Annotated in this window: 23 protein-coding genes; 8 read left to right on the top strand and 15 right to left on the bottom strand. The window is 57.5% G+C overall.

All coding sequences use genetic code 11. The features are described 5' to 3' along the window. Positions 1–47: 47 nt before the first annotated feature. Both mliC and anmK read right to left on the bottom strand, forming a co-directional pair. On the bottom strand, positions 48–374 hold the full coding sequence (mliC, locus tag NR795_RS05325; protein ID WP_144811835.1) for a C-type lysozyme inhibitor: 327 nt from the start codon (positions 372–374) through the stop codon (positions 48–50). A gap of 94 nt (positions 375–468) precedes the next feature. After that, a complete protein-coding gene (gene anmK / locus NR795_RS05320; RefSeq protein ID WP_144811838.1) occupies positions 469–1593 on the bottom strand; it encodes an anhydro-N-acetylmuramic acid kinase in 1125 nt (374 codons plus the stop codon). Positions 1594–1864: 271 nt separating this feature from the next. Between anmK and slyB the strand changes: the two genes are divergently transcribed. Further along, complete coding sequence (slyB, locus tag NR795_RS05315; protein ID WP_042393782.1) at positions 1865–2332, top strand: outer membrane lipoprotein SlyB; 468 nt, start codon at positions 1865–1867, stop codon at positions 2330–2332. A gap of 103 nt (positions 2333–2435) precedes the next feature. Here the strand turns inward: slyB and slyA are convergent, their stop codons facing one another. Continuing rightward, a complete protein-coding gene (gene slyA / locus NR795_RS05310) occupies positions 2436–2876 on the bottom strand; it encodes a transcriptional regulator SlyA (protein WP_286172063.1) in 441 nt (146 codons plus the stop codon). Positions 2877–3066: 190 nt separating this feature from the next. Here slyA and NR795_RS05305 point away from each other — a divergent pair, with 190 nt between their 5' ends. From NR795_RS05305 to NR795_RS05295, 3 genes are read left to right on the top strand one after another with little or no spacing between them, the layout of a single operon-like run. Beyond that, complete coding sequence (locus NR795_RS05305; RefSeq protein WP_257757428.1) at positions 3067–3303, top strand: DUF1656 domain-containing protein; 237 nt, start codon at positions 3067–3069, stop codon at positions 3301–3303. Positions 3304–3305: 2 nt separating this feature from the next. Continuing rightward, entirely contained in the window at positions 3306–4166 is an 861-nt protein-coding gene (locus NR795_RS05300; RefSeq protein WP_257758270.1) for an HlyD family secretion protein, read from the top strand. After that, on the top strand, positions 4166–6178 hold the full coding sequence (locus NR795_RS05295; protein ID WP_374543823.1) for an FUSC family protein: 2013 nt from the start codon (positions 4166–4168) through the stop codon (positions 6176–6178). The genes NR795_RS05300 and NR795_RS05295 overlap by 1 nt, the downstream gene beginning before the upstream one ends. Here the strand turns inward: NR795_RS05295 and sodC are convergent, their stop codons facing one another. The 3 genes from sodC to NR795_RS05280 all read right to left on the bottom strand — a co-directional run bounded on the left by sodC (position 6179) and on the right by NR795_RS05280 (position 7971). Further along, positions 6179–6700 carry a superoxide dismutase [Cu-Zn] SodC gene (sodC, locus tag NR795_RS05290; protein WP_144811850.1) on the bottom strand — a complete coding sequence of 174 codons (522 nt, stop codon included), beginning with the start codon at positions 6698–6700 and terminating at the stop codon, positions 6179–6181. It abuts the gene before it with no gap. Between the two features lie 80 nt (positions 6701–6780). Beyond that, positions 6781–7677: an aldo/keto reductase family oxidoreductase gene (locus tag NR795_RS05285; protein ID WP_257757426.1), complete on the bottom strand. Its 897-nt coding sequence runs from the start codon at positions 7675–7677 to the stop codon at positions 6781–6783. A gap of 54 nt (positions 7678–7731) precedes the next feature. Then, positions 7732–7971, bottom strand: coding sequence for a DUF1289 domain-containing protein (locus NR795_RS05280; protein ID WP_042393803.1), 240 nt, complete (start codon positions 7969–7971; stop codon positions 7732–7734). A 100-nt stretch (positions 7972–8071) separates the two neighbouring features. Here NR795_RS05280 and NR795_RS05275 point away from each other — a divergent pair, with 100 nt between their 5' ends. The 4 genes from NR795_RS05275 to rnt all read left to right on the top strand — a co-directional run bounded on the left by NR795_RS05275 (position 8072) and on the right by rnt (position 11072). Further along, positions 8072–8668 (top strand): TetR/AcrR family transcriptional regulator, encoded by a 597-nt coding sequence (locus NR795_RS05275; RefSeq protein ID WP_257757424.1) that lies wholly within the window; start codon positions 8072–8074, stop codon positions 8666–8668. Positions 8669–8722: 54 nt separating this feature from the next. Further along, a complete protein-coding gene (locus tag NR795_RS05270; protein WP_144811858.1) occupies positions 8723–9817 on the top strand; it encodes an alkene reductase in 1095 nt (364 codons plus the stop codon). 94 nt (positions 9818–9911) lie between these two features. Then, positions 9912–10319 carry a lactoylglutathione lyase gene (gene gloA, locus NR795_RS05265; RefSeq protein ID WP_144811861.1) on the top strand — a complete coding sequence of 136 codons (408 nt, stop codon included), beginning with the start codon at positions 9912–9914 and terminating at the stop codon, positions 10317–10319. A gap of 102 nt (positions 10320–10421) precedes the next feature. After that, the gene (rnt, locus tag NR795_RS05260; protein ID WP_144811863.1) at positions 10422–11072 is read left to right on the top strand and encodes a ribonuclease T; all 651 of its coding nucleotides are present in this window, start codon (positions 10422–10424) and stop codon (positions 11070–11072) included. On the opposite strand, the gene NR795_RS05255 is transcribed toward rnt, so the two are convergent. From NR795_RS05255 to NR795_RS05215, 9 genes are read right to left on the bottom strand one after another with little or no spacing between them, the layout of a single operon-like run. Further along, positions 11014–12099 carry a VasL domain-containing protein gene (locus NR795_RS05255; RefSeq protein WP_257757423.1) on the bottom strand — a complete coding sequence of 362 codons (1086 nt, stop codon included), beginning with the start codon at positions 12097–12099 and terminating at the stop codon, positions 11014–11016. The genes rnt and NR795_RS05255 overlap by 59 nt on opposite strands. Before the next feature lie 34 nt (positions 12100–12133). Further along, a complete protein-coding gene (gene tssE / locus NR795_RS05250; RefSeq protein ID WP_257757422.1) occupies positions 12134–12574 on the bottom strand; it encodes a type VI secretion system baseplate subunit TssE in 441 nt (146 codons plus the stop codon). Between the two features lie 2 nt (positions 12575–12576). After that, the gene (tssJ, locus tag NR795_RS05245; protein ID WP_257757421.1) at positions 12577–13116 is read right to left on the bottom strand and encodes a type VI secretion system lipoprotein TssJ; all 540 of its coding nucleotides are present in this window, start codon (positions 13114–13116) and stop codon (positions 12577–12579) included. After that, positions 13094–14179, bottom strand: a complete 1086-nt coding sequence (gene tssG, locus NR795_RS05240) for a type VI secretion system baseplate subunit TssG (protein WP_257757420.1) — start codon at positions 14177–14179, stop codon at positions 13094–13096. The genes tssJ and tssG overlap by 23 nt, the downstream gene beginning before the upstream one ends. Beyond that, complete coding sequence (gene tssF, locus NR795_RS05235) at positions 14143–15903, bottom strand: type VI secretion system baseplate subunit TssF (protein ID WP_257757419.1); 1761 nt, start codon at positions 15901–15903, stop codon at positions 14143–14145. The genes tssG and tssF overlap by 37 nt, the downstream gene beginning before the upstream one ends. A 35-nt stretch (positions 15904–15938) precedes the next feature. Beyond that, positions 15939–17534: a type VI secretion system protein TssA gene (gene tssA / locus NR795_RS05230; protein ID WP_257757418.1), complete on the bottom strand. Its 1596-nt coding sequence runs from the start codon at positions 17532–17534 to the stop codon at positions 15939–15941. Then, a complete protein-coding gene (locus NR795_RS05225; RefSeq protein WP_257757417.1) occupies positions 17534–20905 on the bottom strand; it encodes an ImcF-related family protein in 3372 nt (1123 codons plus the stop codon). The genes tssA and NR795_RS05225 overlap by 1 nt, the downstream gene beginning before the upstream one ends. A gap of 6 nt (positions 20906–20911) precedes the next feature. Beyond that, entirely contained in the window at positions 20912–22345 is a 1434-nt protein-coding gene (locus tag NR795_RS05220; protein WP_257757416.1) for a hypothetical protein, read from the bottom strand. Continuing rightward, complete coding sequence (locus NR795_RS05215) at positions 22345–22605, bottom strand: PAAR domain-containing protein (RefSeq protein WP_257757415.1); 261 nt, start codon at positions 22603–22605, stop codon at positions 22345–22347. The genes NR795_RS05220 and NR795_RS05215 overlap by 1 nt, the downstream gene beginning before the upstream one ends. Positions 22606–22743: the final 138 nt, after the last annotated feature.

The following is a 22743-nucleotide window of genomic DNA, read 5'->3' as shown; positions in this document are numbered from 1 at the left end:
ACGTAAAGATTCAGGTGGCGCTATTGTGCGCCGCCTGTGTAAAAATCTCAACGCTGCGGGGTTTGTAGCTGGCAGTTATTCAAGATAATGCGATCGTGCTTGTAAACCGTGGCGTTATCCCCTTTAGACCAGAAGACGTAGATTCCGTCGGTGTAGCGCGCGCCAGAGGCGGAAAGGCCCTGCTGCAACGTCAGCGGCGTATCTTCCAGCATGAAGCTGACCTCCTGACGGGTCTGGTTGAGCTTAACCGTCAACGGTTTTTCATCATCGCACTGGTAGGTCAGCGTGTCGGTGTGCATACGCTCCATAAACTGGTTGTAGGTCGTACATCCGGCAAGCATTACGGGTAATAAAGCAATCAATAATCTTTTCATGATCCGTCCTAAAACATATCCCGGGGCAGATCGTATCACGACTCTGCCCCTGCTTTGTTTTAGTCTAACGTCTCGTTACAAAACAGAATTTAGGTTATGTCTGATTATGCCGTGGATTCGCGGGAAAGATGGCCCCAAGCACGCTGGGCTGCGCGGCGCCGGTCACGGAGGGAAGATTTCCGGGCAGACCGGCGATGGTTCGCCACGCCAGCCAGGCAAAGGCCAGCGCTTCCATATCGTCCCCGCTGATGCCCGCTTCGTCGGTGGTGCCTACCTCAATGCCCGGCAGCAGGCTAGCGAGTCGCGCCATCACCAGCGGATTTCGCCCCCCGCCGCCGCAGACCAGCAGACGCTCGCAGCCGCCGCTCAACAGCACCTGCTCGGCAATGCTGACTGCCGTCAGCTCTGCCAGGGTCGCCTGCACATCGCTGCCTGAGAGCCCTGGGAAATGGGCGAGCTGACGCTCCAGCCAGCCATAGTTAAAGTACTCCCGTCCGGTGCTTTTTGGGGCCGGGCGGGCAAACCACGGATCGCTGAGCATCTGCTGCAACAGCGGCCGGATGACGTTACCCGCCCTTGCCCACCGGGCGTCCTTATCGTAGGGCTGCCCCTTCTGCCGCCAGATCCACGCATCCATCAGCATATTACCTGGACCGGTGTCGTACCCCCTGACCGGCTGGCCAGGAAAGAGCAGAGAGAGATTGGCAATGCCGCCAATGTTGAGCACCATGCGCCGCTCTACCGGATGCGCCAGCAGCGCCTGATGGAAAGCAGGCACCAGCGGTGCACCCTGCCCGCCGAGGGCAATATCCCGGCGGCGAAAATCGCCTACGACCGTAATTCCGGTGCGGGCGACGATCTGATTATTGTCGCCAATCTGTAGCGTATGCGGCGCGTCGCCCAAGGGCTCATGCCAGACGGTCTGGCCGTGGCAGCCGATGGCGACAATCTCCTGTGGTCGCAGGTTCTCCTGTTTCAGCAGCGCCATTACGGCATCGGCAAACAGTTTGCCCAGCCGGCTATCCAGTTGCCCCAGCTGAGAGAGCGTCAGCTGTTGACCCTGACAGATAGCGAGTATGGCCTCTTTCAGCGACACGGGAATAGGCCAGCTCAGGCTTGCCTGCTGCGCCACCATGCGATCGTCAATTGCGGCGAGGACAACATCTACCCCATCCAGGCTGGTGCCTGACATGACGCCAATATAGCGACCCGATTTCATATGCCGTCCTTATCTGTCTGCGTGGCTTGAGTTCACGACACCACCTTAAAGCGGTTGCCCCGGATATGTGTAGCGCTATTTTGATTTTTCAGTCCGAATTTGTACCGGTATGGTTGTCCATTTTTGGCTTGTTTAAGTAAAGTTAAGCTCTGCAACCGTACTATTTTCGCATTGTTTTGGCGGAAGGTGTGACCTGTTATCTTTAAATGCCATATAATTTAAAGATGACGGATGCTCGTCCGAGCGTTTTAGGTGAACAGGAGATTCATAGATGATTTTACGTACACTGGCAGTTTCCCTGATTGGTTTCACTCTGGCAGGCTGTGCGAATGACAGCACCTTGTCAGGGGACGTTTACAGCGCATCCGAAGCTAAACAGGTGCAAAATGTCACTTACGGTACCATTGTCAATGTGCGACAGGTGCAGATTCAGGGCGGGGATGACAATAACGTCATTGGTGCGCTGGGCGGTGCGGTACTGGGTGGTTTCCTCGGTAACACCGTAGGCGGCGGCGCGGGCCGTTCGCTGGCTACCGCCGCAGGTGCCGTAGCAGGTGGCGTGGCCGGTCAAGGCGTGCAGGGCGCGGTAAATAAAAGCCAGGGTGTAGAGCTGGAGATCCGCAAAGACGACGGTAACACCATTATGGTGGTGCAGAAACAGGGTAATACCCGCTTCGCGGCTGGCCAGCGTGTGGTTATGGCAAGCAACGGCAGCCAGGTCACTGTCTCTCCACGCTAACTATTCTCAAGGGGTCGCTGTCGCGGCCCTTTCTTTTGCTATCGACTACTATCAAAACGCCCCGCCATAAAAAAGCCCTGCTTTCGCAAGGCCCTTGTCAGCGTTAGTCACGCGCTTGTAACTCAATAATATTATGCTCAAGTCGACCCACCAGACTGATGAGCTGCTCCAGCTCGCTGGCAGAGATACCTGCGAGGATCTCCCCCCGGGTTTTATTGATAACGGACTCCATCTCATCAATGATCGGAGCGGCCTTCTCGGTGAGCTTGATACGTTTTGCACGACGGTCGCTGGCGCAGGTCTGACGAGAGATCAGCCCCTTCTCTTCCAGCTGGTCCAGCGTACGCACCAACGACGGCTGTTCAATGCCGATCGCTTTTGCCAGTTGAATTTGCGACTGTTCGGGCGGCAGCTGATGGATATTATGCAGCGTTACCCAGTGTGTCTGCGTCAATTCCAGAGGTTTTAGGCGATGGTCAATCAATGCACGCCAGATACGTACTAAACGTGCCAGATCAGAACCCAATGGCGATTCCAATTTCATCTCCTTATAATTAGCTTGCTAAGTTATTATGCTGATTTTAGAATAGTGTGCAATATTTATATTTTCAAAACAAACGTCTTGCCTGTTTTACTTATAGCTGACGCGATCAGCTTAGAGCAGAAAAGGAGTGCGTTGGCGAGATTTTGCTAAACCTATAAACAATGATAGTTAATGCAAAGGACTACGATTTGTGACGTTTACGCTTAATGCAACAGGATTGCCCTTACAGGATCTGGTGATCGGCGCATCGCTCTATTTCCCTCCCTTTTTCAAGGCGTTCGCCTGCGGTTTCATTATCTGGCTCGTGGCACATCGTCTGTTGCGCGACTGGATCTATTCGGGGGAAATATGGCATCCCCTACTGATGGATCTGTCGATCTTTACGCTTTGCGTCTCTCTGAGTTTCGTATTGCTGGTTACGTGGTGAATATGTCGCTTAAAACAATTAAATATTTTTCAACAGTTGCGATCGCCGTCGTCGCGGTGCTGGCAGGGTGGTGGGTGTGGAACTACTACATGCAGTCCCCATGGACCCGCGACGGCAAAGTCCGCGCGGAGCAGGTAAGTATAACGCCCCAGGTTTCCGGTAGCATAACCCGACTCACGATTAAAGATAATCAGTTCGTCAACGCTGGCGACCTGCTGCTGACCATTGACAGAACGCCTTTTAACATAGCGATTCTTAATGCGCAAGCCGAGCTGGCTAAAGCGCGATCGGACCTCGCAAAAGCCACCAACGAAGCCAGCCGCCGCCAGCATTTGTCGCGCAACTATATCTCCGCCGAAGATATGGATACTGCCAATCTGAACGTTAAAGCGGCCAAGTCTACCGTTGAAGCGGCCGAAGCGGCTTTGAAAAACGCGCAGTGGCAGCTTGAGCAAACCGACCTTCGCGCTCCGGTGGCAGGCTGGGTAACCAATCTTTCGACCCGCACAGGTGACTACGCTACTACAGGCAAGCCCTTATTTGCTCTCGTCGATAGCCACTCCTTTTATGTTATGGGTTATTTTGAAGAGACAAAACTGCGCCATATTCGCGAAGGCGCACCGGCCGTTATTACGCTATATAGCAGCAACGTTAAGTTACAGGGTCACGTATCCAGCATTGGGCGGGCTATCTACGATCAAAGCGTAGAGAGCGATTCGGGCCTGGTACCTGACATCAAGCCCAATGTTCCTTGGGTACGCCTGGCTCAACGCGTGCCGGTGCGCATAGCGTTTGACTCACTGCCCCAGGATATCACGCTGATTTCCGGTACGACGTGCAGCGTTGCAATTGGTCAGCCCTAATGGATGTGTCGTCGTTGAGCTGGCGCAATACCCCCTGGTTTAAGGCGACCAGCGGGCAATGGCGATATGCATTGCGTAACGCCACTGCCATGTGCCTTGCCTTAACGCTCGCCTACTGCTTTAACCTGGATGAGCCATACTGGGCGATGACCTCCGCTGCCGTGGTGAGCTTTCCAACGGTGGGCGGCGTCATCAGTAAAAGCCTCGGGCGTATTGCTGGCAGTCTGTTAGGCGCTACGGCGGCGCTGATCATCGCCGGTAATACCTTAAACGAACCGTGGTTTTTCATGGTCAGCATGGCGGCCTGGCTCGGCCTGTGTACCTGGGCCTGCGCATACTTTACGAATAACGTCGCTTACGCTTTTCAGCTGTCAGGCTATACCGCTGCCATTATTGCCTTCCCGACCGTTAATCTCATTGATACCGTCCAGCTGTGGGATATCGCGCAGGCCCGCGTTTGCGAGGTGGTGTTGGGGATACTTTGCGGCGGAGTGATGATGATGATCCTGCCCAGCACCTCGGATGGCACCACCCTGCTCACTGCGCTGAAAAACATGCATACACGCTTACTGGAACACGCCGGTCTGCTCTGGCAGCCTGAAACCAACGATGCCATTCGTTCCGCGCATGAGGGGGTCATCAACCAGATCCTGACGATGAATTTGCTACGCATCCAGGCGTTCTGGAGTCATTACCGCTTTCGTCGTCAGAATGCCCTGCTCAACGCCCTGCTGCACCACCAGCTACGGCTGACCAGCGTTATTTCCAGCCTTCGCCGTCTGCTGTTGAACTGGCCCAGCCCGCCGCCCCAGACCCGTGACATCGTTGAACAGCTGCTCTCTGCGCTCGCCACTCCTCGTGTGGATGCTTACCGCATCGCATGCATTATCGCCCCGCTGCGTCCCCACGACGATAGCGACTATCACCACCTCGCCTTCTGGCAACGGCTACGCTATTTCTGCACGCTTTATCTGCAAAGTAGCCGCTGGCTGCGAGCGCTGGAAAACGGCACGCCCGTCTCGTTGCACACTGCCAGATATCGCCATGGCCTGGCACGTCATACCGATAGCATGGAAGCCTTATGGAGCGGTACGCGGACCTTCTGTACGTTAATGATGGTGGGGGCATGGAGTATTGGCACGCAGTGGGAGTCCGGTGCGAGTGCGCTATCGCTGGCGGCGATTAGCTGCGTACTCTATTCCATCGTCGCCACGCCGTTTAAATCTCTCACTTTACTGATGCGTACCCTCGTGCTGCTGTCGTTATTCAGCTTTGGGGTGAAATTCGGCCTGATGGTGCAAATAACCGATCTCTGGCAATTCTTACTGTTTCTTTTTCCACTGCTGATAACCATGCAGTTACTGAAACTGCAAATGACAACGCTGGCGGGATTATGGGGGCAGCTGATTGTTTTTATGGGATCGTTTATCGCCGTAACCAATCCGCCGGTATACGACTTTGCTGATTTTCTTAATGATAACTCGGCAAAAATCGTCGGGGTGGCGCTCTCCTGGCTGGCGTTCGCTATATTGCGCCCCGGCTCGGACGCCCGGAAAAGCCGCCGCCGTATACGCGCCATGCGTCGCGACTTTGTCGATCAGCTCAGCCGACGCCCCTTGCAGAGTGAATATGAGTTTGAATCGCTGGCGTATCATCACATCAGTCAGCTCAGCAACAGTCAGGATGCGCTGGCGCGCCGCTGGCTTTTACGTTGGGGGGTAGTGCTGCTCAACTGCTCGCATGTGGTATGGCAGCTTCGCGAATGGGAAACCCGCTCCGATCCCCTTTCCCGGGTCAGAGACATTTGCATTGCGCAGTTACGCGATGTGATGAGCGAGCGAGGAGTCAACCAACGTCAATTGGCCAACACGTTACAGCAGCTACAGCGTATCTGCGACACCTTATCGCACCACCATCAACCCGCGGCCCGAGAGCTGGCGGCGCTTATTTGGCGGCTACAGATCTCACTGTCGCAGCTTGTACAAGCGCCACCGCCGGGGATGCTAACCTAATTAGTTAATCACGCCACAGGCGTAGCGTGCCCCGCCACCGCCTAACGGCTCTGGTTTGTCGGAGTAGTTGTCGCCACCGACGTGGATCATCAGGGCTCTGTTTTTCACCTCATCCAGCTTCTTCAGTCGCGGTGAAACCACAGGCTGGGTGGCTTTACCGTCGTTATTGACCTGAAGTACCGGCAGATCTCCCGTATGACCGGCACCTTCTGGCCCCTCATGTTTACCCGTCGTGTGCGGATCGAGGTGCCCACCGGCCGCTTCAGCCGCCGAGGCCTTACCCTCTTTCATGGCAGGCTCACAGCTCCCCTTGGCGTGAACGTGAAAACCGTGATCGCCAGGCGGGAGCGCTTTAAGATCGGGCGCAAATTCCAGTCCCTTATCCGTTTCGGTAATTTTCACCGTCCCGATGGACTGCCCCACGCCCTGTGAAGTGACAAGGTTCATTTCAACCTCTTCACTGGCAGCCTGCGCACCGGTGCAGGCTAACAGTGTTAATACGGCCAGGCTTAATCGCTTCATATGCTCTCCGGTTATTGGCTGTTATCCCTGAAGTTTAAACCAGAGATGCAGATAACACCGGAGAATCAGATAATCAGCTATCAGGGTACGTCGTACCCCAGCGCGGCTTTGCGGATGCGGAACCACTGTTGGCGGGTAAGCGTGAGCGCTTCAGCGGCAATGGCCGCACGCACGCGCTCGATTTTGCCGGAGCCGATAATCGGCAGCGGCTTCGACGGCAGCGCCATTACCCAGGCATAGACCACCTGCTCAATGGTTTCTGCGTTGATCTCCTGAGCGACCTGAGCCAGCTCGTCGCGCAGCGGCTGGAAAGCCTCATCGCTAAACAACCTTCCACCGCCAAGGCAGGACCATGCCATTGGACGAATGCGCAGCTGCTGCAGCTGGTCGAGCGTGCCGTCAAGCAGCAGCGGCTGGTAAACCGGGGAGATCTCAACCTGATTCGTCGCGAGGGTGAACGGCAGGCGCGACTGCAACAGCGCAAACTGTGCCGGCGTGAAGTTAGAGACGCCGAAGTGGCGCACCTTGCCGCTCTGGTGGAGCTGAAGAAACGCCTCGGCAATTTCGTCGGCATCCATCAGCGGATCGGGACGGTGGATAAGGAGCAGATCGAGGCGATCGGTTGCCAGGTTTGCCAGGGACTGCTCGGCGCTGTGAATAATATGCTGCTTATCGGTGATGTAGTGGCCGATAACGTGCTCTGGACGCGCGGTGGTGGCAATGCCACATTTTGAGACCACTTCCATTCGCTCGCGCAGGTGCGGAGCCAGCTTAAGCGCCTCGCCAAAGGCGGCCTCGCACTGATAGCCGCCGTAGATATCGGCGTGATCGACCGTGGTGACCCCGAGATCCAGATGTGCCTCAATAAAGCTGACCAGCTGGCGTGGGGACATGTTCCACTCCATCAGACGCCAGTAGCCCATGACAAAACGGGAGAACTCTGGCCCCTGAGGGGCGAGGGTAATACGCTGAACCATAACCGCTTCCTTTCTTTGCAAAGAGATAGGCAAAGAGTATACGGAAAACGGCGCTTAAAACAGTGAGGGCTGCTGCGGTTCTTCGCCAGCCGGCTGGCTACCTGCACGCTTTTTACGCAGGGCTCGCTGATGGCAGAGACGTAAAACGTTCTGCTTTTCGCTATCGCTCATGCGCTGCCAGTTAAAGCGCTCATCCCGGCTGCGCAGGCAGCCCCGGCAGTAGCCCTGCTCGTCGGTCTGACAGATTCCCCGGCATGGGCTTACAATGGGGAAAAACTCCAGCTGTTCCGGCACGTCCTTCCTCCTGTTAACGATCAATAGTAACTATTGAAGACGCCCTCAGGCCAGAAAGCAACCCTTGCATTAGACCGAATGGTCTATTACAGTAAGCATTATGAACAGAGATACCGAACATGATACCCGTGAACATTTGCTGGCAACCGGCGAGCAGCTCTGCATGCATCGAGGGTTTACCGGCATGGGTCTCAGCGAGCTATTGAAAACGGCAGAAGTGCCGAAGGGCTCGTTTTATCACTACTTTCGCTCAAAAGAGGCGTTTGGCGTGGCCATGCTTGAGCGTCACTACGTTGGCTATCACCAGCGGCTGGCGCACCACTTTGCTCACGGCAACGGTAACTACCGCGATCGGCTGATCGCCTATTTCCAGGAGACGCTGAATCAGTTCTCGCAGAAGGGGATCATTAGCGGTTGCCTGACGGTGAAGCTTTCAGCTGAGGTGTGCGATCTCTCTGAAGATATGCGTAGCGCAATGGACAGAGGCGCAAGCCGGGTTATCGCCCTGCTGGCCGAGGCGCTGGAGAACGGGCGTCGTTCCCGCTGTCTGGCATTTGAAGGCGATGCCCTGACCCAGGGACAGGTTCTCTATGCCCTGTGGCTGGGAGCCAATTTACAGGCTAAGATTTCCCGCAGTGCCCTACCGCTAGAGAGCGCGGTGGCACATGCTAAAACAATACTTATCACGCCTGAGTAACGCAGGCGTTTTATTTGACCTTTAACTAGTCGACCGGTCTATTCAGGAGATGTTATGTCGAACAAACTGTTTACCCCGCTGAAAGTGGGTGCGATTACTGCGGCGAACCGCGTTTTTATGGCTCCACTGACGCGTCTGCGCAGCATTGAGCCAGGCGATATCCCTACTCCGCTGATGGGTGAATACTACCGTCAGCGCGCCAGCGCCGGGTTAATCATCAGCGAGGCAACGCAGATCTCTGCTCAGGCTAAAGGCTATGCCGGTGCCCCTGGCCTGCACAGCCCTGAGCAGGTTGCGGCGTGGAAAAAGATCACCGACGGCGTTCACGCTGAAAATGGCCACATGGCTGTGCAGCTCTGGCATACCGGCCGTATCTCTCACGCCAGCATCCAGCCGGGCGGCAATGCCCCGGTGGCTCCGTCTGCCATTAACGCCGGGACCCGCACCTCGCTGCGTGACGAGAACGGTAACGCTATTCGCGTCGATACCTCTACGCCTCGCGCGCTGGACATCAGTGAGATCCCGGGCATCGTTGACGATTTCCGCAAGGCCGTGGCTAACGCGCGCGAAGCAGGATTCGACCTGGTAGAGCTGCACTCTGCTCACGGCTACCTGCTGCACCAGTTCCTCTCTCCGTCCGCAAACCACCGCACCGACGAGTACGGCGGCAGCGTTGAGAACCGCGCCCGTCTGGTGCTGGAAGTGGTCGACGCCGTAAGCAAAGAGTGGAGCGCAGAGCGTATCGGCATCCGTCTCTCCCCGATCGGTACGTTCCAGAACACTGACAATGGCGATAACGAAGAGGCGGATGCGCTCTACCTGATCGAAGAGTTAGCTAAGCGCGGCATTGCCTACCTGCACCTTTCCGAGCCGGACTGGGCCGGTGGCCAGCCCTATACCGATGCGTTCCGTGAAAAAGTGCGTGCGCGTTTCCACGGCCCGATCGTGGGCGCCGGTGCCTATACCCCGGAAAAAGCGGAAAACCTGATTGCCAAAGGGCTGATCGATGCGGTGGCCTTTGGTCGCGACTACATCGCTAACCCGGACCTGGTAGAGCGTCTGCAGCGCAAAGCCGAGTTGAACCCGCAGCGCCCGGAGAGTTTCTACGGCGGCGACGCGGAAGGCTACACCGACTACCCGACGCTGTAACCGTCACTGGCATTGATAGCGGCAGGGATCCGCCGCTATACTAAAATAGACTTTATGACTTAAATGCCTGAGCAAAAAAACGAAAGAGGATATTATGCGCTTACTTCACACCATGCTGCGCGTTGGCGACCTGCAACGTTCCATTGAGTTTTATACCAAGGTTCTGGGCATGCAGCTGCTGCGCACCAGCGAAAACACCGAATACAAGTACTCGCTGGCCTTCGTGGGTTACGGCCCGGAGAGCGATGAAGCGGTGATTGAGCTGACCTACAACTGGGGCGTGGATAGCTACGATCTGGGCAACGCCTATGGTCATATCGCTCTGAGCGTAGAAAACGCAGCTGAAGCCTGCGAGCGCATTCGTCAGAACGGTGGCAACGTGACACGCGAAGCCGGTCCGGTTAAGGGCGGCACCACCGTTATTGCGTTTGTTGAAGATCCAGACGGTTATAAAATCGAGCTAATCGAAGAGAAAGACGCGGGCCGCGGCCTGGGTAACTGATCCCTGCGGGCGCACTCTGCGCCCGTTGTTTTATCTGCGCTATGTAATCCCACTCAAAGTTTGCCATAATGCGCGCTGCTTTTTCCTGTATTAAGAGATCCTATGTCCGATAACGCACAGCTCACCGGTCTTTGCGACCGTTTTCGTGGTTTTTACCCTGTCGTAATTGATGTTGAAACCGCCGGGTTTAATGCCAAAACCGATGCGCTACTGGACATTGCCGCCATAACGCTAAAGATGGATAGCGACGGCTGGCTGATGCCTGACAGCACCCTGCACTTCCAGGTTGCGCCTTTTGAAGGTGCCAACCTTGTTCCCGAGGCGCTGGCGTTCAACGGCATCGATCCCAACGATCCGCAGCGCGAGGCGGTCAGTGAATACGATGCGCTACACGCGATTTTCAAGATGGTGCGTAAGGGAATTAAAGATTCCGGCTGCAACCGCGCCATTATGGTGGCCCACAATGCTACCTTCGATCACGGTTTTATGATGGCGGCAGCAGAGCGCGCCTCGCTCAAGCGTAACCCGTTCCACCCCTTTGTGACCTTCGATACCGCTGCCCTCAGCGGGCTGGCACTGGGGCAAACCGTTTTATCAAAAGCCTGTACAGCCGCTGGCCTGTCGTTTGATAGCACCCAGGCCCACTCCGCGCTGTACGATACCGAACAGACCGCGCTGCTGTTTTGTGAGATCGTCAACCGCTGGAAACGGCTCGGTGGCTGGCCGCTGCCGATGGCTGCTGACGAGGCGTAACGCCGCGCGTTAGAGCGAAATAGTAGGTAATGAGCTGCTGTAAGTGCTGCTTCGCCTGCCGTTTTTGCGCATCCGGGATCGTTTCAGGCGTTTGCTGCTCAGACATCAGACGGAGCTGCTCCTCTACCGGCACCGTCTTGTTAAAGGCCAGCGTGGCGGCAAACACCTGTGACTTCAGCTCGCTGACGGTGAGGTATTTTCCCTTTTGACCATCAAGGGCATTGAGCCGCTCGCTCAGGTTTTGCAGCGTTAGCATGCCCTGATGCCAGCCGGTCAGCGATGCATCCGGCGTCCTGCTCAGCGCCCGATCGTACGGCAGCGCAGTGAGCGCATCCGGGCGGATCAGAGAGTACCAGCCCGCAAAGCCCACGGCACTCAGCACAAAGGCGGTCAGCATCCCACTCAGGAAAACACCGGCACGTTTTGCTGCAGGTGCTGTTTCGTGGATCACCTCAACGTTTGCACCCTGCGCCTGCGGGATCGTATCCAGCCGTTGCGGCTCGGAAGCACTCTCTACGTGCATTAATGCATGACGTACCTGTTGCAGCAGAGGCGCTATCTGACTTACCTGCTGCAGCGCCTGCCGGGCCAGAATGTCACTTAGCGTATCTAGCGTCGACTCCAGCTGCTGAAGCTGCGGGTAATCCTCAGCGCTCAGGGTAAAGGTGCGAAACACCTTATGCAGCCGCTGAAACAGCCCACAGAGAATTTCCGCACGCGGCTGTTTGGCCTGAGGCCAGAACTGCGCCCAACGATGGCCCAGCATTGCCGCAAGCATGTTCAGCCCTTCGTGCATGCCTGCCACCCGCGCCAGATGAGTGCGGGCCAGGGTATACCAGGCCCCTGTCTGCAGCTCAACGCCATTTTTTTCAAACAGCGCAAGGGAGAGCTGCTCTATGCGCTGCCAGTCGATATCAGGCCTGGCGGGATGCGTCAGCTTGCTCATTTCATTGCGCAGCGCAATGAAGTCAGGGAGCGGACGCGGATCGTCGCCCGTCCGGAGATGTCGGGGTTCTGTGTGTTTCATGATCGATGTATCCGTGAATTGAGTGACGTGTGTTCTAACTGAGATAGTTTTGTTGCTTCAGGTGGCGGATCAATACCCGCCCCTCCGGCATAAACTCGGTGCCATACCGCACGAGCCCGACGCCTCTGAGTTCAGCATCAATGGCATAACGCAGCTCGCCAGGGATCGTCTGGTCCAGCAGGACAACCTCAATCTTCTTCAGCCGGGGCTCATATTTAAGCAATACGGCTGACAGGGTTCCCATCAGCTGATGCGCGCTTCCCGGCATCCCCTGCAGGATTTTAGTCATGTCCGGCAGACCGTAGTCCGGCAGATGCGCCAGCGTTCCGGCGCGACAGTTCAGGATACGCTGCATGTTGTCCAGCACCGACAGGATCGTCTGGTTCTGCTCACTGACCTGGATCAGGTCGAGATCGCCGGTGAAGTTGCCGTAGAGGATTTCGTAGAGTGAGGGGGCGCTATGGCGTGGCGACATGGTCAGTTATCCTTCAACGGTTGCAGGATCAGCTGGTTATGCCCGGCTTCAATCACCCGGGGCCTGTCCGGATCGAGCTCGTCGCGAGACAATACCCGTTTCCAGCTATTTTTCGCCATCTCCGGCGCGCGGAAAAGCGCTACCACAGCGACAAACTGCGCCTTGTCATCCAGGGGCATATCCAGGCTGACATCCTCTCCTGGCTTCACCACCAGACTGCGGCTGGCAAGAAGATCTGCGCCCGGCGCATCATCACCCTGCGTCAGCAGCTGCGGGTAGACGGTTTTATCAAAGACCTTACGATCCTTAAGCTGGTAGACCCGTACCATCAGCGGCTCCGACAGGGAGGTATTCTCCTGCCCGTCGGTATTCAATGCCTGGCGCGCGGTGATGTCCAGATGCAGGGTTTTCACCTGCTTATAAAAAACAGACTTCACTACGGATGCCGTGCCGTCGCTGACGCTCTGCGTCAGGCCGCACCCCGCCAGCAACGGTGGCAGCAGCAGCAAAGGGAGTCGTTTAATCAACAGAGTACGCAACACGTCGTATTCCTTGTGGTGTAGCGGCGGGCGACATACCACGGTAACACCCGGCCTCAATGGTGAATGTTGCAGGCAGATCCGGCGGGACGTCATCGCCCTCCATGCCCAGAACGCCGGTCATGCCGAGGACAAAGGGCGTCTCCCCCAGCACCGGGGCGGGCAGCAGCTGTGTGGGAACGGTCAGTTGGATAAGCGCTCTATAGCGCCAGCCAAGGTAGACCCGCAGCAGCACCAGAAAGTCGTCATAGGTCTGCCCCGCCGGCAGCCAGCTCTGCGCCTCCGCGTGGTCTTCGGTATAGAGGGCAATCAACAGCTGGCTGCCAATCTCTGTCGTTTCATCGCCCAGCACCGTATATCCGTCGAGCTGGAAGTCGCTATCGCCGTAAAAACCCAGCGGGTTATCGAGATAAACCGGGCGCGGAGAGTGCGGCATGACGGTCACCTGCGTGCGGGGGGCCAGCAGCCGCACCAGCGCCTGAATCCCCTCTTCGGTACGGCCAGGCAGACGCATCACGCCAAGGAGCGCCAAAAAACGCGATACCGGGGTGGCTATATGGTTATCCGTGCCGGGAATACCCAGACCCATCAGTCCCAGCAGGCTTCGGGAGGTGCGGTCCCTGCCCCCGGCTTCAAAGGTTGCCGGATAGGAATACTTGCGCCAGATACGGTAAAACTGGGTCAGGATGCGGTGGTTAAAGATATCGAGAAACGCTTCCTGCGCCTCATGCCCCTCCCGCCGCTGCGCAATATCATCCAGCCAGGCAGTGGGCAGCGGCGAATCCACACCGTACAGCCCCATAAAGGTGGTGCGCACCGTCGGCGGCGCATCAGGGTTATCCTCATCATATTCCACTGCCTTTAGCTCGCTGACCGGGAAGCCCATCCCCGGATGCGGACGAAAGCGCACCGGGTCGTCCGCCGGGCTCAGCGCGATCCCCAGCGCGGGTGCGTCAGGGCGCGATTTCTCCAGCAGCTGACAGAAACGATAGAAGTTGATGCGGTGGACATCCCGCTCAAGCCCCGGGCTCAACCGGGAATGCGGCGGTTGTGGTTCTCCTGCCATTCAAGACGCTCTCCGGTAGGTTGCACTATCAAAATCAAACGGTTAAAGAGATGGATATCGGTGTACAGGGCAAAGAAGCGGTTGAGCATTTCACCAAACAGGCAGATGTCACCGTGGCCGGCAAAACCGTTGCTGTCCAGCGTCACCTCAACCTGCACGCCTCGCATAAAGTGCCCCTGCTCAAAACGCTCTACCTCGCCGTGTTTGACATCGACAATTGCCGCCAGGCGGCGGCGGTTCATCTCGTTATCCGTCCAGTCATACAACGCCAGCGCACCGCGCAGAACATCAGCGTTATCCATCATCCACAGAAAGCTGCTGCCGAGATGGCTCAGCACCCGCCAGTGAAAGCGGTCCCGATCCGGCGGGTAACACGGCAGCGTGGGCGCACAGAGATTGCGCACATGGATACGCGAGGTGGTGGACTTGACCACCGTATCCAGCAGCGTACTCTGTAACGCCCGACGCGGTAGCTGCCCGTTCGTTCCGGTCAGGCTGAGAGAGAGTTTTTCATCTTCCGGTACGGTATGGTTATCGAACGCCTCACCGCCGAGGATCAGCCAGGTATCGTGCAGCCCGGAAGCACCGCGCTTCACCCGCGTGTGGTAATAATATTCCGGCGCGTCGTGCCGGAGCATGCCCCCTTTATGGCGGAAGCTGGTAAACGGCACATATATTTGATGTCCGGAATGGCGCGACGAGGTCACGGAGTCCACCGAGTAAATCTCCGTATGTCCGTCCTGAATGCGCATCGGGCGCAGCAGGTACTCGGTCTGGAGCATGTCCAGCTGCAGCGGATCAGACTCGAGCGGGAACAGGTTAATCACCGGAGCGCAGTGCAGCCGGATCTGCTTCGCTGAGAAGGAAAACTCATGTGGCCACGCTTGATTCAGCACCAGTTCGATTTCAAACCAGGGAAGGTTTTCCGGAAAGACGACGTTTTCCAGCCCGCGCAGCGCCACGGACATAAACTTCTCGCGAAAGGTAAAATACTCCAGCAGTAGTTGATAGCCGCTGAAGCCGCCGCTTTCCGGCAGCAGCGCCTCATCCTTGCCAAAGCCGCAGACGGCAAAATGGGCGTCCAGCGGCCTGCGGTCGATGTCGCCGGGAAAGCGGATCCCCGCTTTCGCTACGTTGAGCGTGAATGCCTCGTGCAGCGCGCAGGCCAGCGCGGCGTCAGCATTCAGGTATAGCGGGAGGCGGCTTAAATCAATACTTCGCCAGTCTGCCAGCGGTCCGCACTCAAAACGCAGGCGGATCAGCGAGCGCCCGTCCGGCTCTGTGGTGATGCCTGCCTGAGAAAGCGACAGCGGCAACAGCGTCAGCGGCTGGGTGGTGGTGTAGCGGCAGCGGGTTCGCTTTTCACCGATGGGCTGCGAGCGCACCTCAAACCCTCTGGCAACGGTGACGGGCTCCTTCATCTCCCGCCAGTCGGTGGAAAACTCCACGATAGAGAGGGAGGGAATGGTGCGCAGATAGTGCGGCCAGATCATGCTGACCAGCCCACCGGTCAGCTCCGGCAGATCGTCGTCCAGCTTTTCACGCAGCCGCCCCATCAGGAAGGCAAAACCCTCGAACAGCCGTTCCACATAGGGATCGCGGGCACCCGCTTTGTCGAGGTTTAACGCTGCTGCTCGGTCAGGACGGGCGCGGGCAAACTCCTCACCCGCTTCGCGCAGGTAGCGCATTTCAGCGTCAAAATAACGCAGGGTTAAGTCGTCCATTGCATATCTCAGATATCAGGATGTGAATAAAAGCGTCAGCTGCACAGCACGGCAGCTCTTGCGGGATCGAGGGCGATCAGCCCAGCCAGCAGCGTCTCCATCTCCGGCTGTAGTCGGGTTTTCTCTGCTTCACTGCGTCCGGCCTTCATGCGCAACAGTTTCAGCCTTCTCGCCTTCACCTCAAACAACAGTCCCGGCTCCCATTGCGTCAGCGTCAGGGTGGCCGAAAGGGCATCCAGCTCAGCCAGCAGGTGCAGGGCCAGTTCGTTTTTGCCCGTCTGCTCGGCAACGCGCGCCATCAGTAAATGCAGCAGCCAGCGGCTGCGCGGCGTGGCGATCCCAGGACGGGCCTGCAGCCAGGCCAGCGCCGCATCGGGGCCGTCGCTGTCGGCAAGCGTGAGCGCTTCCGGCTCCAGGAGCAGGATATCGTCGTCGCCGGATACCATTGCGGACGCCGCCGTCGTGTTGTCCTGCCAGCCCGCAGGGTTATCCGTCACCTGCTGCTGTATCCAGTTGAGGGTCACTTCGTCAGCGAACGGCGTGCCGTCGCTAAAGGCCAGCGTCTCAAGCCCCGGCAGGCGCGAGAGCACGCCTTTCAGGTCAGACTGAATAATGGCGGCCTCGGCTTCCCGCCCGGATTTCAGCAGCGCCTGGTGCAGATACCACTGCACGTCCAGCCACAGGTGATTAGCACCCCGTGACAGCAGGCTGTCCGCCTCCTCCATGAGTTCACGCCAGCTCTGTTGCAGGTACAGCCGTTTCAACTGGGCTCGCTGTTCCGGTTTGGGCGGTTCGATGCGGGTTTTACCGTCGGCGGAGAGCGGCGGGAGCTGGTGCAGGGTGTCATGCCGAAGATTTTTAATTAGCCGATGGGCGGCCAACCAGCCGTCCGGCTGGCTTCTCAGGTAGTCTGCCAGGGTACGCGCCTGGGTAAGCAGCTCCTGACCTGAAGCAATGCCCGCCAACGGCGGCACGCTGCCGAACGGTGCCGCCGTATGGCTGCCCTCGCTGACGTTCTGTGGCACGACCGCATCCATACCGCCGGATTTCAACAGGCGGTTTTCCAGCGCGCCATACAGGGCACCGAGCTGCGGGCGCTCGTCTGCTGCCGTGTGCTCCACGGCCCGCTCAATCAGCCATAGCGCCCCGGCGAGGCGTCCGGCTTCAGCTTTTGTCACCTCCGGGTAGAGCAGCAGGCTGTCCAGCATCCGGCTGCTTGCCAGCCACTCCAGCGCCGCTTTCCGGCTGCGCTCCCGCTGCGGATGGAGCCCTGTACCAAAGCGCTGCATCAGGCCAGCCAGCAGTTCGAGTCCATCCGCCAGTCCCGCTTCCCCGTCACGATGCAACCGCGCCCAGGTGTAATACGTCGCAACACGAATATCCTTGCTGGTGGTCGTCAGCAGCTTTTCCGCCAGCTGGCAAATCAGCGCCGTGTCTGCGCCCGAGAGCTTGTTGACCTCCTCACGCATCTGCTGAAAATCGTCGTCATAGCCGGGGTCGTCGCCGGTGGAGTTGTCATCAGAGATGGGCTTCAGCCAGTTTTCCCACAGGGCAAGACGGGACTGTGCCTCCTGCGCCTGCGTGTCTGCCCGTAGCTGGCAGGCGGCCAGCAGGGAATCAACGGACGCCATTATTTACTCCTCTCATTTGCATCCACCTCTTTTTCATCCGTCGGTTTTGCATTCAGCGTATCAACGCTGAATATCTGCGCCGGAAGCGTGAAGTTGCGTAGCTTCAGCAGCGCCAGCGGGCCGTCGCCAAGCTCCGTGCGCAGCAGCCACTGAAGCTGCCGGTTGTCCGGCGCGGCAAGAGTCAGACGGTAGAGGCCGTCGCTCTCCTTTTGCCGCTTCATCCTCTCCAGCATACGGATAATCCCCCAGGGACCGCTGTCGTTGGCAAACAGCCGTGCGCCTGCCGCCGTGGAGGTCCAGGTCAGCATTGCGCCCGGTTTGTTAATCACCCCCGGCCAGCGGAAGCTCTGCCAGTCAGCAAGCTGGTTGAAATAGTGCAGCGTCTGCCCGTCAAGGGTCAGCTGGGTCTCGACAATCTCCGGCATGGCGACGCCCTGCATCTCAAAACTGATGCCCTGGCTACCGTCGGTAAACAGAATGTCAGATAACTCGCTCAGCTGATTAATCGCCTTGAGGAATGCCGGACTGAACGCCAGCCCCTGGCTGTGGGCGCTATCTGCCACCCAGGTACTGCCCTCCCGGTGCAGCACGCCACCCAACTGTCCGGTGAGGAAGCGATCGATACGTCCGCTGTCGCGACGGATAAACGCCGCGAGCATCGGCAGTGAGGCGTCATTTTTGCCTGCGGAAAAGGGATAACGTCCGTCAAAAGCAGCATGCCAGTTAGCCACAATGGAGCGCTGCCACGCCTCGTTCAGGCTGGCCGCCGACGGCTGTAACACCGTCTCCCAGGCTTGGGTCAGCGGCTGGACAAACAGGGTCTGCCCGAAGCCACTCCACTCCTCTCCCAGGCTCGCCGCCATCAGGCTGCCGTACTCACGGGTGTCGGTCAGATCCACGCTTTTCCCCTGAAATACGGTCTGCGCCAGCTGCTGCATCATCGCCTGCGGATCGGGCGAACTCGCCACCTGCTGGAGCCTGAGGCGCACGCGGGTCAGGCGGGTTAAATAGGTCTGTAAGCTGAGCGAACTGTCCGCTGCCATCACGTTTTGCGCGCTGTTTTTCCCCATCAAGGCCAGAAGCGGTCCGAACGTGCCGTCCAGGGGGCTGACAGGCCCGGCGGCCTGCTGGTCAATCACCGGTTTATCGCCCTTACCCAGCAAATTTTTCGCCGACTTCACCAGCGAGTCGGATATCGCCTCTCTCTGCTCTCCGGTCTGCCCCTGGTACGCCAGGGTATTCATCAGGGCAATCAAGGGCGACTGGCGGACATCGCTGGCAAGCGTTAACTGGTCGGTGACATCCGCAATAGTGTGCGCCGGGTTTAGCCGGATACTGTTTAAGACGTTCAGCCATGCACCAGAGAAGTCGGCGAAATAGCGCTCCGTCAGGCGCTGCTTCAGCGCCTCTGGGGAAACGTCCCCTGAGACGTTTTTCCGGTTATCGCTCAGGACCCAGTCAATCTCGTCGCGGCGGGAGTCCACCGCTTTAGCGATCGCGTCCTGAATCCCCCCCTCCCACGCCTGGCGGGTAAACATCCCCGGCACCACCTCCCGGGTGGTAAACAGACGGCTCGCATCGGTCTGCGGTGTCATATCCTCAAGGGTCATGTCGGCGTAGTTCCGACGCACCTGAGTGAGCATGTTCTCGTACAGGGTGCTCTCAGCATTACGCCGACCGATTTGCTCCAGTAACACCTGGCGCGCCTGCGTCACCAGCGCCGCATCCGGCGTGATTTTCCAGGCTGGCTGTGACGGCAGGTTTTGCATGTACCAGGCCCAAAGATCGGGCGCGATGCTCTGCCATATCGGCGAAGAGATGCCGACACGGGTAGGCTGAGCGCCTGTCATCACCCGGGTGTAAAACGCTGCATCCGCTTTGTCCGGACGCGCCATCATCAGATACGCTTTCAGCTGGTCATAACCGGCTTTTGCCCGCCGTGCCCGTTGCGGGCTGCGCGGCGGCAGGTTCGCCAGCGTCGTCAGCTGCTGCGTGAGCGCCTGCACCGCCGCATCACGTACCAGGCGGTTGTTCGCCTGCGTGTACCAGGGCATTAGCGCGGTAAAGAGCTGCGCACTGTGATCGAGGCCGAAACGCTGATACCACGGCGCGCCGTGCGCCTGCTGGCTCTGCAGACGTGCGAGATCGTTAAGCAGTACCTGCAAGGCCACCAGCTGCTCATCACTGACGACAGGATGGCTAACCAGCTGCTGCGCCCGTTCCGCGGCGGTCGCAATATGCTGGCTGTTAATGATAAAGGAGAGCAGGCTGCCCGCGCCCCACAGGACCACCAGCGTCAGCAGGGTAACGCCTAGCGTACGCTGCCACGGCATCCCTACCTGCACGCCGCGTACTCGTTCACAGTCGGTCATTACCCCCTGCCACGCAGCCGGAGCGGACCAGCCGTGAGGGTGCAGCGCCTCATCCGTTACTTTTTCCCCTGCCTGCGAGGGGCTGAACATCAGGCCGCGCAGCGGAATACGCTTCAGGTGCTCCGTAAGCCACGGCGTCAGCAGCGCACGCCAGCGGGCAATGCCGTTCTCCTTAAGGGAGTGTCCGACCCGCAGCAGAAAATCATGGGCCGGATTGGCGCACAGCTGTTGCATACCCTGCTGACGCAGGGAGGGCAGAATGGCGCAAAGCTGCTGTTCAACCCTCTCTGGCGTGGCCTGCACCGGAAACAGCGCCCCCACCGTCTGGCTAGCACGGCTATCCTGCGGCCACAGCGTGTCGCATACCTGCCACAGGTACACCGGCGGCTGGTAGCGCAACGTCTCCCCAAGCTGTTCGAGCGTGCGAAGCGCGTTATCTAGCGTACCGGCAGTAGCCTGCGCCTCATCAAGCGCCAGCACGATGCCGTCCAGCGGACGGTGACGTCGCAGCTTGCGCAGGGCGGCCAGTCGCTCCGCATCCGCTAACGCCGACAGGCTGCCGCCGTGAATCAGCACCGTCCGATACCCCTCCAGCCACTGTTTTTCCGCAAGGCCAGGAGCGATGGCGGCTATTTGCGCGGGCTCGCCGCAGACCAGTAAGAGGCGGACTCTGTAGCGCCAGAGAGAGGTGTAGCGGCGGCGAAGGTGTTTATTCAACGAAAAAAAAGAGTCGTTTTGTTTCCTTGTATTAGCCACCTCGCCTGCTGGATAACTGCCATGCGGGATCACCGGCGTATCGTTTTTCAGGAAAGGAATAAGGAAAAAAATCAGCGTGCACAGCGTAACGGTCACAAAAACCGTCCCCAGCAACGCTATCCAGGATGCGTGTTCGCCTATGGCTGCAAAGAAAGGTGATATCTGTGCCAGCAAAAACAGCAGCGCCGACAAAACGGCAAGGACAAAGAGAGTTGCCCCAAGTATGTATAAAAACTTTTTCATGGTGGATTACTCCTTGCGGGCCAGTCCGGCAGCCTGAATAAAGCGGGGGCGTTGCAGAGAAGCTAGGGTGCGGCGCAGAAGAAACACGGCTCCCGGCAGCGTAGCGACCAGTGACAACAGCATACTGAGCACGCCGTACCAGGAAAAAAACCAGTCTGGAAAAAAACGGGCTACGGCAGTGAAAACCGCGATATTGAGCAATATCCCAAGGCAGAGTGACCCTGCTGGATAAGGCATTGGGGAGCGTCGCACTTCTTCATCACGGATCACCGGCAGACTATTACCCACGACCACTGCACAGGCCTGCTTGTTATCCGCCTGTAATAGCCAGTGACTCCCCGGGCCGTAATTGACCATCTCTGTTGCCGCAGCGACCATCAGCCATCCGGCCAGATGACCATAATTTGCGCTGATTTTGGCAAAATCGATAATGCCAGCGGTGGCGATATCCTCATGCAGAGGCAGAGGTAATTCATTAACCACGCGTCCCAGTGCCTGTGCAGATGATCCAGATAACCCGCTGTACCAAACCAGATGCTTTATCCCGGCTGGCTGCTGGGCTATATCGCGCAGCTCGGCTAACTCACGAGGTAACGCACCCGTATTCAGCGGCATAGCGCGAAATACCCGTACCGCATCCCGTTGTTCTGCGGGTTTTAGCATCGCCTCAGGGAACAACATCAGCGCACAGGCAAATTCTGGTAAATTTTCCTCCGGCTGGCGGTAATGTAGTGCCAGTACCAGCACAGGAGCATGTGTAGCCTGTAAACGTTGGTTCCAGTCGTGACACAACAATTCGTCAGGCAAAAACTGAATCGTTGGCGTCCACGGCAACCCTTCGGCTGCCCATAGGCGGGAAAGTGCCTCCTTTTCCCTCTCTTTATCCATAGAAGTTGTCTGTATCAGCACCGTCAACGGCCCGGAAGGATACCGCTGAATAAGTGACGTTCTATGCTGCTGGATTAACTGCTGGCAAAGCTGCTCAAAACGAAAAACACCAGGTATCACAGGCTTATCCGTGGCCAGTGTCAGGGGATGATCGTCACCCTGATGCTCAGTCGCCCCACCCACCAGGCGGGGAAGCAGCTGAGGATCCGCGGTCAGTACCGCATGCCGGACGACGCAAAGATGCTGGTGCGCATAATATTGCCAGGCCAGGCGCGTATCCTGACGCCAGTTATTCCAGTTACAAACCCAATAAGATCGGGCTTCCCACCATAATAGATACAAAGCTATAGCCGTCGATATCCCCACCAGAGTATATGCTGTCAGCGGTAGCCAGTAGCCGCTGGCAAGTGTGGGAAGGCCTCCAATAGGCGAATGCATTACAACATGCACTAACACGACAAATACACCAGCGACAATAAACAACAGACAAATCCATGGCGACCAGGCGGGAGTTTTATCCATGGCGGGAATATTGGGTAAGGACCATCCCATTAATCAATCTCCATATCCGGCAGGCTGGCATACACCACCGAACCACAGGCGCTCTTACAGCCATGCACGACAATTCCCCTACCGTTTTCCTCATAGCTCATATCGCATTCCACAATCGGAGTGGAACCGTGCTCCGGGCAGGATACGATGTCATTCAGTAATGCCGCATTTCTGCCTTCAATTTCAAAGGTGGAAGAAGCAGAAATTACCCGACCGCCGTGAGACGTGGAATCGTTAAGGACTACAATACGTTTGGGCATATAAACTTCCTTGCACTAATTTTTAATAAAATATATTTTCAGGGAGAGAGTTCTTATATCTATAAATCACAATAATAAAATCCAAAAATCGCATAAATTATTTAAATCGACAGTTATTTATTAAGCTGCGAATAGATA

The organism is Pseudescherichia sp. L3 (assembly GCF_024656065.1).
Taxonomy (GTDB): Bacteria; Pseudomonadota; Gammaproteobacteria; order Enterobacterales; family Enterobacteriaceae; genus Pseudescherichia.
The sequence above is the reverse complement of the archived record's forward strand: the minus strand, read 5'-3'. Positions and strand labels throughout refer to the sequence as shown.

Excerpts from the sequence above, each read along its gene's own strand:
- mliC (WP_144811835.1), bottom strand. The coding sequence starts at position 374 with ATGAAAAGATTATTGATTGCTTTATTACCCGTAATGCTTGCCGGATGT.
- anmK (WP_144811838.1), bottom strand. The coding sequence starts at position 1,593 with ATGAAATCGGGTCGCTATATTGGCGTCATGTCAGGCACCAGCCTGGAT.
- slyB (WP_042393782.1), top strand. The coding sequence starts at position 1,865 with ATGATTTTACGTACACTGGCAGTTTCCCTGATTGGTTTCACTCTGGCA.
- slyA (WP_286172063.1), bottom strand. The coding sequence starts at position 2,876 with ATGAAATTGGAATCGCCATTGGGTTCTGATCTGGCACGTTTAGTACGT.
- NR795_RS05300 (WP_257758270.1), top strand. The coding sequence starts at position 3,306 with ATGTCGCTTAAAACAATTAAATATTTTTCAACAGTTGCGATCGCCGTC.
- NR795_RS05295 (WP_374543823.1), top strand. The coding sequence starts at position 4,166 with ATGGATGTGTCGTCGTTGAGCTGGCGCAATACCCCCTGGTTTAAGGCG.
- sodC (WP_144811850.1), bottom strand. The coding sequence starts at position 6,700 with ATGAAGCGATTAAGCCTGGCCGTATTAACACTGTTAGCCTGCACCGGT.
- NR795_RS05285 (WP_257757426.1), bottom strand. The coding sequence starts at position 7,677 with ATGGTTCAGCGTATTACCCTCGCCCCTCAGGGGCCAGAGTTCTCCCGT.
- NR795_RS05275 (WP_257757424.1), top strand. The coding sequence starts at position 8,072 with ATGAACAGAGATACCGAACATGATACCCGTGAACATTTGCTGGCAACC.
- NR795_RS05270 (WP_144811858.1), top strand. The coding sequence starts at position 8,723 with ATGTCGAACAAACTGTTTACCCCGCTGAAAGTGGGTGCGATTACTGCG.
- gloA (WP_144811861.1), top strand. The coding sequence starts at position 9,912 with ATGCGCTTACTTCACACCATGCTGCGCGTTGGCGACCTGCAACGTTCC.
- rnt (WP_144811863.1), top strand. The coding sequence starts at position 10,422 with ATGTCCGATAACGCACAGCTCACCGGTCTTTGCGACCGTTTTCGTGGT.
- NR795_RS05255 (WP_257757423.1), bottom strand. The coding sequence starts at position 12,099 with ATGAAACACACAGAACCCCGACATCTCCGGACGGGCGACGATCCGCGT.
- tssE (WP_257757422.1), bottom strand. The coding sequence starts at position 12,574 with ATGTCGCCACGCCATAGCGCCCCCTCACTCTACGAAATCCTCTACGGC.
- tssG (WP_257757420.1), bottom strand. The coding sequence starts at position 14,179 with ATGGCAGGAGAACCACAACCGCCGCATTCCCGGTTGAGCCCGGGGCTT.
- tssF (WP_257757419.1), bottom strand. The coding sequence starts at position 15,903 with ATGGACGACTTAACCCTGCGTTATTTTGACGCTGAAATGCGCTACCTG.
- tssA (WP_257757418.1), bottom strand. The coding sequence starts at position 17,534 with ATGGCGTCCGTTGATTCCCTGCTGGCCGCCTGCCAGCTACGGGCAGAC.
- NR795_RS05225 (WP_257757417.1), bottom strand. The coding sequence starts at position 20,905 with ATGAAAAAGTTTTTATACATACTTGGGGCAACTCTCTTTGTCCTTGCC.
- NR795_RS05220 (WP_257757416.1), bottom strand. The coding sequence starts at position 22,345 with ATGGGATGGTCCTTACCCAATATTCCCGCCATGGATAAAACTCCCGCC.
- NR795_RS05215 (WP_257757415.1), bottom strand. The coding sequence starts at position 22,605 with ATGCCCAAACGTATTGTAGTCCTTAACGATTCCACGTCTCACGGCGGT.